General features: G+C 42.6%; 8 protein-coding genes. All 8 read right to left on the reverse strand.

What is annotated here, in order from left to right:
• A partial coding sequence (rpoC, locus tag AN944_RS20500; protein WP_055026510.1) for a DNA-directed RNA polymerase subunit beta' occupies positions 1-3,485 on the reverse strand: 3,485 nt, incomplete at its 3' end.
• Between the two features lie 81 nt (positions 3,486-3,566).
• A complete protein-coding gene (gene rpoB, locus AN944_RS20505) occupies positions 3,567-7,598 on the reverse strand; it encodes a DNA-directed RNA polymerase subunit beta (RefSeq protein WP_055026511.1) in 4,032 nt (1,343 codons plus the stop codon).
• 239 nt (positions 7,599-7,837) lie between these two features.
• Positions 7,838-8,206 carry a 50S ribosomal protein L7/L12 gene (gene rplL / locus AN944_RS20510; RefSeq protein ID WP_055026512.1) on the reverse strand — a complete coding sequence of 123 codons (369 nt, stop codon included), beginning with the start codon at positions 8,204-8,206 and terminating at the stop codon, positions 7,838-7,840.
• A 54-nt stretch (positions 8,207-8,260) separates the two neighbouring features.
• Entirely contained in the window at positions 8,261-8,758 is a 498-nt protein-coding gene (gene rplJ / locus AN944_RS20515) for a 50S ribosomal protein L10 (protein ID WP_055026513.1), read from the reverse strand.
• Between the two features lie 258 nt (positions 8,759-9,016).
• Positions 9,017-9,718, reverse strand: coding sequence for a 50S ribosomal protein L1 (gene rplA, locus AN944_RS20520; RefSeq protein ID WP_055026514.1), 702 nt, complete (start codon positions 9,716-9,718; stop codon positions 9,017-9,019).
• A 4-nt stretch (positions 9,719-9,722) separates the two neighbouring features.
• Positions 9,723-10,151 (reverse strand): 50S ribosomal protein L11, encoded by a 429-nt coding sequence (rplK, locus tag AN944_RS20525; RefSeq protein ID WP_055026515.1) that lies wholly within the window; start codon positions 10,149-10,151, stop codon positions 9,723-9,725.
• A gap of 128 nt (positions 10,152-10,279) precedes the next feature.
• Complete coding sequence (gene nusG / locus AN944_RS20530; protein ID WP_055026516.1) at positions 10,280-10,831, reverse strand: transcription termination/antitermination protein NusG; 552 nt, start codon at positions 10,829-10,831, stop codon at positions 10,280-10,282.
• Between the two features lie 8 nt (positions 10,832-10,839).
• Positions 10,840-11,211, reverse strand: a complete 372-nt coding sequence (gene secE, locus AN944_RS20535; RefSeq protein ID WP_055026517.1) for a preprotein translocase subunit SecE — start codon at positions 11,209-11,211, stop codon at positions 10,840-10,842.
• Positions 11,212-11,499 lie beyond the last annotated feature (288 nt).

Below are 11,499 nucleotides of genomic sequence, written 5' to 3' on the forward strand. Positions count from 1 at the left end.
GTACCTGAGATTTCAGCAAGAATAGCGGGTTCTTTAGGCTTACGCGCTTCGAATAAGTCAGCAACTCGTGGCAGACCACCGGTAATATCGCGAGTTTTAGACGATTCTTGAGGAATACGTGCTAAAGCATCACCAACATTAATTTGCGCATTATCGTCTTTAGAAACAATCGCATTACCCGGTAAGAAGTATTGCGCTGGTACGTCTGTACCAGGGATCATAAGATCGTTACCCGCCGCGTCGATTAGACGGATAGCAGGACGCATTTCTTTACCAGCGGTAGGACGTGCACCAGCATCAATAACAACAACAGAAGATAGACCGGTTAAATCGTCTGTTTGACGCGTCATAGTAACGCCTTCAATCATATCAACGAATTTAACACTACCAGCAACTTCAGAGATAATAGGATGCGTATGTGGATCCCAGTTAGCAATGATAGCGCCAGAAGTTACTTCTGAATCTTCAAGTTGTTCTAATACGGTACCGTAAGGAACACGATAGCGTTCTTTCTCACGACCTAACTCATCGATAACCGCAATTTCAGATGAACGCGATACGATAACCAGTTTATCATCGATACTCTTAACGTATTTCGCGTTATGAAGTTTCAATGTACCGTTATTCTTAACTTGTACGTTGTTTTCTGCAGAGTCACGAGATGCAGCACCACCAATGTGGAAAGTACGCATCGTAAGCTGTGTACCTGGCTCACCAATCGACTGAGCAGCAACAACACCAATCGCTTCACCGTGGTTAATAATATGACCACGTGCTAAATCACGACCGTAACAAGCAGCACAAACACCAAAGTCTGTGTCACAAGAAATTACTGAACGAACAATAACTTCATCAACACTGTGCTCTTCTAGAAGATCACACCATGACTCGTCTAGTAATGTGTTACGCGGCGCAAGTACTTTTTCAGTACCAGGCTCTAATACATCAACAGCGACAACACGACCTAGAACACGTTCACGAAGCGGCTCTTTAACATCACCACCTTCAATCAACGGCTTCATGGTCAAGCCTTCTTCTGTTCCACAGTCATCTTCAATAACAACTAAATCTTGTGCAACGTCAACAAGACGACGAGTTAGATAACCCGAGTTAGCTGTTTTCAGTGCGGTATCGGCAAGACCTTTACGCGCACCGTGAGTAGAGATGAAGTATTGTGATACGTTCAAACCTTCACGGAAGTTCGCAGTAATTGGGGTTTCGATGATTGAGCCATCTGGCTTAGCCATCAGACCACGCATACCAGCTAACTGACGAATCTGCGCAGCACTACCACGAGCGCCCGAGTCAGCCATCATATAGATGCTGTTAAACGAATCTTGCTCTTCTTCTTCACCATCACGATTAATAACAACTTCTTTTTTCAAGTTGTCCATCATCGCTTTAGAGATCTTATCGTTGGTGCTTGCCCAAATATCGATAACTTTGTTGTAGCGCTCACCAGCTGTTACAAGACCTGATTGGAACTGCTCTTGAATTTCAAGCACTTCACGTTCAGCTTCTTCAACTAAGGTATATTTCTCGTCAGGAATAACCATATCGTTGATACCAACAGAGGCACCAGAGATAGTTGCGTAACGGAAACCGGTATACATTAATTGGTCAGCAAAGATAACAGTATCTTTTAGGCCTAATGCACGGTAACAAGTGTTCAGCAATTTAGAGATTTGCTTCTTACCCATGTTTTGGTTTACCAAATCAAATGGTAATCCTTCAGGTAAGATTTGCGATAACAACGCACGACCAACTGTAGTATCTACAATCTTACGTGTTTGTACTTTCTCGCCATTAGCGTCAATTGATGTTTCGGTTAAGCGAACTTTCACACGTGCATGCAATTCTGCTGCACCTGTTGCATATGCTTTTTCTACTTCATCAACAGACATGAATGTCATGCCTTCACCGCGACCGTTAACACATTCACGGCTGGTGTAGTAAAGACCTAGTACCACGTCTTGAGAAGGCGTGATTACTGGCTCACCGTTAGCAGGAGAAAGAATGTTGTTGGTCGACATCATTAACGAACGAGCTTCTAATTGAGCTTCAAGCGTTAACGGTACGTGCACAGCCATTTGGTCACCATCGAAGTCGGCGTTATATGCCGCACATACTAATGGATGCAATTGGATTGCTTTACCTTCAATAAGAACTGGTTCAAATGCTTGAATACCAAGTCTATGAAGTGTTGGTGCACGGTTAAGCATGACTGGATGTTCACGAATCACTTCGTCTAATACATCCCAAACTTCAGCTTGCTCGCGCTCAACCATTTTCTTAGCAGCTTTAATCGTAGTAGCAAGACCACGACCTTCTAACTTGCCATAGATGAATGGTTTGAATAGCTCAAGTGCCATCTTCTTAGGAAGACCACACTGATGCAGGCGTAAAGTTGGACCTACGGTAATTACCGAACGACCAGAGTAATCTACACGCTTACCAAGTAAGTTCTGACGGAAACGACCTTGCTTACCTTTGATCATATCAGCCAAAGATTTAAGCGGACGCTTGTTAGAACCGGTAATAGCACGACCACGACGACCATTATCTAATAGTGCATCGACAGACTCTTGTAACATACGCTTTTCGTTACGTACGATAATGTCTGGTGCAGCTAGATCTAATAGACGCTTAAGACGGTTGTTACGGTTGATTACACGACGGTAAAGGTCGTTCAAATCAGATGTAGCAAAACGTCCGCCATCTAGTGGAACTAGAGGACGTAAATCAGGTGGCAGAACTGGTAACACTTTTAAGATCATCCACTCAGGCTTGTTGCCAGAAGTGAAGAATGCTTCCATCAGTTTAAGGCGCTTAGTGACCTTCTTACGACGGGTTTCAGAGTTAATTGATGGTAACTCTTCACGCATTTGATCAATTTGTTCTTCTAAATTGATTGCACGTAGCAAGTCTAAGACTGCTTCAGCACCCATTTTAGCTTCGAACTCGTCACCGTATTCTTCTAATGCATCAAGATATGTTTCTTCTGTCAGCATTTGACCGCGTTCAAGGCTGGTCATGCCAGGCTCGATCACTACAAATGATTCAAAGTACAATACGCGTTCAATATCACGTAATGTCATATCAAGCATCAAACCGATACGACTCGGAAGTGATTTCAAGAACCAAATATGGGCAACTGGGCTTGCAAGATCAATATGACCCATACGCTCACGACGTACTTTAGTCTGTGTAACTTCAACGCCACACTTCTCACAAATAACACCACGGTGCTTCAAACGTTTGTATTTACCACACAAACATTCGTAATCTTTTACAGGACCGAAAATACGCGCACAGAACAAACCTTCACGTTCAGGTTTGAAAGTACGGTAGTTAATGGTTTCTGGCTTTTTAACTTCACCAAAAGACCAAGAACGGATTAGGTCTGGCGAAGCCAAACCAATTTTAATACCGTTAAATTCTTCAGTCTTGCTTTGCTGTTTAAGAAACTTTAATAAGTCTTTCACGTTTCTCTCCTGAAGGAGTTAAACCAGATGCTTTGCTAAGCAAAGCATCCTTGGTTACCAAACATTGCTTAAGAGCGATGCTTACTCTTGATCCAACTCGATATTAATACCAAGTGAACGAATTTCCTTCAACAATACGTTGAAAGACTCAGGCATGCCTGGGTGCATCTGATGGTTACCGTCGACGATGTTCTTATACATCTGAGTACGACCGTTAACGTCATCTGATTTAACCGTTAGCATTTCCTGTAGAGTATATGCAGCACCGTATGCTTCTAGTGCCCATACTTCCATCTCACCGAAACGCTGACCACCGAATTGAGCTTTACCGCCCAATGGTTGTTGTGTAACTAAGCTGTACGAACCAGTAGAACGGGCGTGCATCTTGTCATCAACTAAGTGGTTCAGTTTGAGCATGTACATGTAACCAACAGTTACTTTACGCTCAAATTCGTTACCGGTACGGCCGTCACATAATGTTAACTGGCCAGAATCAGGTAAGCCTGCAAGTTCAAGCATTTGCTTGATCTCTTTTTCTTTAGCACCATCGAAAGCTGGCGTAGCAACTGGTAAACCACCTTTAAGGTTTTTAGCCAGACGCAATACTTCATCGTCAGTGAATGAGTTGATGTCGACTTTCTGTAGAACTTCGTCACCTAATTCATATACCTGGCGGATGTAGTCGCGCAGTTCAGCAAGTTCACGTTGCTCTTCAAGCATAGCAGTAATACGATTACCGATACCCTTAGCAGCAGCACCTAAGTGAACTTCTAGTACCTGACCAATGTTCATACGCGATGGTACGCCCAATGGGTTTAGTACGATATCAACTGGATCACCAGTTTCATCGTATGGCATGTCTTCGATAGGACAAATCTTAGAGATTACACCTTTGTTACCGTGACGACCCGCCATCTTATCACCAGGTTGGATTGTACGTTTGACTGCAAGGTAAACCTTAACAATCTTTAGTACGCCTGGAGCTAAGTCATCACCTTGGGTGATTTTACGACGTTTAACTTCGAACTTCTTATCGAAGTCAGCTTTAAGCTCTTCATGTTGCTCGGCTAATTGCTCAAGCTCAGTTTGCTTAGCTTCATCATCAATAACTTGAATTAATACATCTTTACGTGGTAATTCAGCAAGCTTAGCTTGTGAGAAACCAGCAGATAGTAATAAGTTACGTGCACGGCTCAAAACACCTTCTTCAAGGATTTCGAACTCTTCGCCTAAATCTTTACGCGCTTGGGCAACATGCATCTCTTCAATTTCAAGAGCACGTTTATCTTTTTCGATACCGTCACGAGTGAAGACTTGTACATCGATGATAGTCCCTTTAACTGAGTTAGGAACACGTAATGAACTGTCCTTAACGTCAGAAGCTTTTTCACCGAAAATTGCACGCAATAGCTTTTCTTCTGGAGTCAGCTGAGTTTCACCTTTAGGTGTCACTTTACCAACTAGAATATCGCCGCCTTTTACTTCTGCACCAATGTAAACAATACCTGACTCGTCTAATTTAGATAGAGCAGATTCGCCTACGTTTGGAATATCAGCAGTGATTTCTTCGCTACCTAATTTCGTATCACGAGCAATACATGAAAGCTCTTGGATATGAATAGTAGTGAAACGATCCTCTTGCGCTACGCGCTCAGAGATTAAGATCGAATCTTCGAAGTTATAACCGTTCCAAGGCATGAATGCGATACGCATGTTTTGACCTAGGGCCAAGTCACCTAAATCGGTAGACGGACCATCAGCTAAAACATCACCACGAACAATTGGATCACCAACAGAACAACAAGGACGTTGGTTAATACAAGTGTTTTGGTTAGAACGAGTGTATTTAGTTAAGTTGTAGATATCGATACCAGCTTCACCTGGAGTCAATTCTGCTTCGTTAACTTTCACTACGATACGGCTAGCATCAACATAGTCGATAACACCGCCACGCTTCGCAGCGACAACAACACCTGAGTCAACAGCAAGAGTACGCTCAATACCGGTACCAACAAGCGGCTTATCAGCACGCAAAGTAGGAACGGCTTGACGTTGCATGTTTGCACCCATCAATGCACGGTTAGCATCATCGTGTTCTAAGAACGGAATAAGTGATGCCGCAACAGAAATAATCTGTTGTGGTGAAACATCCATATACTGAATATCAGCAGCACGCATAAAGGTAGATTCACCTTTATGACGACATGCGATTTGTTCTTCAAGCATACGGTTTGAAGAATCAATTTCGATGTTTGCCTGTGCAATCACATAACGGCCTTCCTCGATTGCTGATAAGTATTCAACTTCATCAGTAACCACACAATCAACCACCTTACGGTAAGGTGTTTCTAGGAAGCCATAAGAGTTAGTACGAGCGAAACTTGCTAAAGAGTTAATTAGACCAATGTTTGGTCCCTCTGGCGTTTCAATCGGACATAAACGACCGTAGTGAGTTGGATGTACGTCACGTACTTCGAAACCAGCACGTTCACGTGTTAAACCACCAGGACCAAGAGCAGAAATACGACGCTTATGCGTTACTTCTGACAACGGGTTGTTTTGATCCATGAACTGTGACAACTGTGAAGAACCAAAGAATTCTTTTACTGCCGCAGAAATAGGCTTAGCATTGATTAAATCTTGTGGCATAAGCTCATTCAGATCGCCTAGAGATAGACGTTCACGAACAGCACGCTCAACACGAACTAGACCAACACGGAATTGGTTTTCAGCCATCTCACCTACGCTACGAATACGACGGTTACCTAAGTGGTCAATATCGTCGACTTCATCGTAACCATTACGGATTTCGATGATTTTCTTCATAACGTGTACGATGTCTTCTTTAGACAGTACGCCAGCACCTTCATCTTCAGAAATCTCAAGACGACGGTTGAACTTCATACGACCTACTTTAGATAAGTCATAACGCTCTTCACTGAAGAACAAGTTCTGGAATAAGCTTTCAGCAGCATCTTTGGTTGGTGGTTCACCAGGACGCATCATACGGTAGATTTCAACTAATGCTTCAAGGCGGTTAGTTGTAGAATCAATACGTAATGTGTCTGAGATATATGCACCATGATCAAGATCGTTGATAAATAATGTATCAACTTCTTTAATACCCGCTAAAGAAAGCTTAGCTAGGTCTTCAAGGGTGATTTCAGCATTTGCACTAACTAATACTTCACCAGTATCTTCATCAATGTAGTCTTGTGCAGCGAACTTACCAACGATGTAATCTACTGGTACTTCAAGCTCAGTAGTGTTGGTTTTTTCAAGCTGCTTAATGTGACGTGCAGTAATACGACGGCCAGCTTCAACTAAAAGCTTACCTTCAGAATCTTTGATGTCGTAACTTGCAGTTTCGCCACGTAGACGATCTGGCACAAGTGCCATAACAAGTGAATCTTGCTTAATTTTGAACTCAATACGTTCAAAGAATAAATCCAAGATTTCTTGAGTAGAAAATTCAAGCGCACGTAAGATGATAGTCGCAGGTAATTTACGACGACGGTCAATACGTACAAATAATGAATCTTTTGGATCGAATTCAAAGTCAAGCCATGAACCACGGTAAGGAATAATACGTGCGTTATAAAGCACCTTACCAGATGAGTGGGTTTTACCACGGTCATGATCAAAGAAAACACCCGGAGAACGATGTAATTGAGAAACAATTACACGCTCAGTACCATTAATTACAAAGGTACCGTTCTCAGTCATCAATGGGATATCACCCATGTAGACTTCTTGTTCTTTAATATCTTTGACTGTGCCTGGTGCAGCTTCACGGTCATAAAGAACCATACGCAATTTAACGCGTAGTGGTGCAGAATATGTAACACCGCGGATCTGACACTCTTTCACATCAAAAACTGGCTCACCTAGCTTGTAACTGACATATTGCAGTTCAGAGTTGCCAGAAAAGCTCTTGATGGGAAAAACGCTACGGAAAGCAGCTTCAAAGCCACGTTCACCCGTAGGATCTTGATCGGTGAATTTCTTAAAAGAGTCTAATTGAATAGACAACAAATACGGAATATCCAAAACTTTTGGACGTTTTCCAAAGTCTTTACGAATACGCTTCTTTTCAGAATAGGAGTAAACCATGGGTTTCCTCTACTTACGAGATGTGACCAAGACTGAAATAATTCTAAGATTAAATCAGCACGTTTGCCCATCACCGTTAATGGCAAGAACCTAACCAGTAATCTCTGCTAGGAACTGCTAAAACTGGCGATAAACGGTGAATAAAAAATCGCCTGCGCATATAGCGCAAAAAAGGCCGACGGTTAAAAAACCGCCAGCCTCCGCCCGATTACTCGGGAGGTGGTAAGTTAGAGTATAACTTACTTAACTTCTACTTCAGCGCCAGCAGCTTCTAGATCAGCTTTAAGTGCTTCTGCTTCTTCTTTAGTGATAGCTTCTTTAACTGCAACTGGTGCAGATTCAGCCATAGCTTTAGCTTCTTTCAGGCCAAGACCTGTAGCGCCACGAAGTGCTTTAATAACAGCAACTTTGTTGCCACCGAATGAAGTCATAACAACGTCAAATTCGGTTTGCTCAGCAGCAGAAGCGCCAGCGTCGCCGCCAACAGCAACAGCAGCAGCTGCAGCAGAAACGCCGAATTTTTCTTCCATTGCTTCGATTAGTTCAACAACTTCCATTACAGACATTTCTGCGAAAGCTTCTAAGATTTGGTCTTTAGTGATAGACATAACAAAAAATTCCTATTGTACTGAATTCAATTAATTTAAGCGGCTAATGAAATATTAAGCTGCTTCTTTTTGATCGCGAAGAGCGGCCAATGTACGAACGAACTTGCCAGCAGATGCTTCTTTCATAGTCATCATTAACTGAGCTAGTGCTTCTTCGTATGTTGGTAGTTTCGCTAAACGATCAATATCTGCTGCAGGGATAACTTCCCCTTCAAAGGCTGCTGCTTTGATTTCAAACTTTTCTTGTTCAGCTGCGAAATCTTTAAGAAGACGCGCTGCAGCACCTGGGTGCTCATTAGAAAAGGCAATCAAAGTAGGACCAGTAAACGTGTCGCTTAGGCACTCAAAATCAGTACCAGCAACAGCGCGTTTAACTAATGTATTACGTACAACACGTACATAAACACCAGCTTCACGTGCTGCTTTACGCAGACCGGTCATATCACCTACAGTTACACCGCGTGAATCGGCAACAACTGCAGATAAAGCACCTTTGGCGGCTTCGCTGACTTCAGCAACAATCGCTTTTTTGTCTTCGAGTCTTAATGCCATTGGCTTTACTCCTGGATTCTACCTAGGGATGTCCCTAGTATTTACCATATTAAACACTTATGTGTTTAACGACTTACGGTGCAGATTTCCAGCAGAACAAAATCTATCTGGGGGGTCTGACACCGTCTACGTAGGAAATTAAGTTATCTTATGAAAACACCTACGGTCTTGGACGGAAATCTGCTCTCAACAATGTTGAAAAGCAGACCTCAACCCACAAAGTGCGCGGATTATATACTAATCCGCATCCTTTGTATATTACTTAAGGTCTTCCAAAGTAGCTTGGTCAACCACAACACCTGCACCCATAGTGGTAGAGATGCTGACTTTTTTCACGTAAACGCCTTTAGCAACTGCAGGCTTAGCCTTTTTCAGTGCTGCGACTAACGCTTCTAAGTTTTCTTTAATTTGAGCAGGTTCAAAATCCACTTTACCGATAGTAGTGTGGATAATACCATTCTTGTCGTTACGGTAACGAACTTGACCAGCTTTGGCATTTTTAACTGCATCAGCAACGTTTGGCGTTACAGTACCAGTTTTAGGGTTAGGCATTAAACCACGTGGGCCTAAGATTTGACCTAACATACCAACAACGCGCATTGCATCTGGAGATGCGATAACAACGTCAAAGTTCATTTCACCAGCTTTAACTTGCTCAGCTAGATCTTCCATACCAACTAACTCTGCACCAGCTTCTTTAGCTGCTTCAGCGTTTGCGCCCTGTGTGAACACAGCAACACGAACTTCACGGCCAGTACCATGTGGTAATACTGTAGCGCCACGAACGTTTTGGTCTGATTTACGAGGATCGATACCTAGGTTAACAGCAACGTCAACACTTTCTACGAATTTAGCAGTTGCTAATTCTTTTAATAAAGCAACAGCTTCATTGATATCGTAGCTTTTAGTTCCGTCGATTTTCTCGCGGATTACGCGCATGCGCTTAGTTAGCTTTGCCATTATATTAGTCCTCTACTACCAAACCCATTGAACGTGCAGTACCTTCAATTGAACGCATCATCGCTTCAACATCAGCACCAGTCATATCAGCCGCTTTAGTTTCAGCAATTTCCTGAACAGCGCTGCGCTTGATAGTACCAACTTTCTCGGTATTTGGACGGCCAGAACCAGACTTAAGACCTGCAGCTTTCAATAATAAGAAAGATGCTGGAGGAGTCTTAGTTTCGAACGTGAAAGAACGATCGTTGTATACAGTGATAACAACAGGAATCGGCATACCTTTGTCGAACTTTTCAGTACGAGCATTGAATGCTTTACAGAATTCCATGATGTTCACACCTTTTTGACCTAGAGCAGGACCAACTGGTGGAGACGGGTTTGCAGCACCGGCTGCTACTTGTAGCTTAATATAAGCTTCAATTTTCTTTGCCATGTCGACATTTCCTCAATTTGGGTTCAAACGCTACCAGCTACATGCCGATGAGCTCCCCTTGAAAACAACGGGTGCGGATTATACTAAAATCCGCACCCGCAAACAAATACTATTTGTATTTAATTTAATCAGCTCTTTTCAACTTGTTGGAAGTCTAGTTCCACAGGAGTAGAGCGACCGAAGATCATTACTGAAACCTTAACGCGGTTTTTATCGTAATCAACTTCTTCGATAGTGCCATTAAAGTCAGCAAATGGACCATCGTTAACACGAACAACTTCACCAGGCTCAAACATAACGCGATGAGTCGGTGACTCAACAGTATCTTGTAGACGCTGAAGAATGGCATTCGCTTCTTTATCAGAAATAGGTGCTGGACGATCAGATGTTCCGCCAATGAAACCCATTACACGTGGAATGCTTTTCACTAAGTGCCAGCTTTCATCATTCATTTCCATTTGGACTAATACATAGCCAGGGAAGAATTTACGTTCGCTTTTACGACGCTGACCTGCACGCATTTCAACAACTTCTTCAGTTGGTACAAGTACCTCAGCAAAGTAGTCTTCCATGTTGTGCATTTTGATATGCTCAAGTAGTGTTTTACATACACGGCCTTCATAGCCTGAGAATGCTTGAATCACATACCATCTTTTTTTAGCTTCTGTTGCTTCAGTCATGTAAATGCCTATACGCCAGTAATGAGGTTAACAACACGCAATAGTACCCAGTCGAAACCCCAAAGGATTACGGCTACGACAGCTGTTGCAGCAAGAACAATGAATGTTGTGTTTAGCGCTTCTTGACGAGTTGGCCAAACCACTTTACGTACTTCAATGTGAGCTTCACGAGCAAAAGATAAAGCTTCTTTACCTTTCACAGTTTGCAGTGCAATAAAGCCTGCAATAACAAAGGCAACAATTACGCCTAATGCGCGTACCACAACACTGGCTTCGCCAAATGCTTGGTTGCCAATAACAGCGGCGGCAATCAATATAACTGCTATGCCCCACTTAACAATATCCAGAGAATTATTCTGGTTTTCAGTATTTGTCGTCATCGGTTAGTTCCGTTACTCACTAAGACCTGAGCTTAAATTTGATAAATATGTACCACTATCAAATAGTACTTCCGAGTTTAGCCACGAAAAGCATCAGCTCAGGGTCAAAAATCGGCCATAGATTGTATTCTTATTCTAGTCAGTTCGCAAGGTCGACACCAGAGAACATAAGCAAAACTTAAAAAAAATCTATAAAACAAAAAAAGGAAGCCGAAGCTTCCTTTTTAATGTGTTAACTAACTTCGCTATTAAGCAACGATTTTAGCTACAACACCAGCACCAACTGTA

This window comes from Shewanella sp. P1-14-1, assembly GCF_001401775.1.
Classification (GTDB): domain Bacteria; phylum Pseudomonadota; class Gammaproteobacteria; order Enterobacterales; family Shewanellaceae; genus Shewanella; species Shewanella japonica.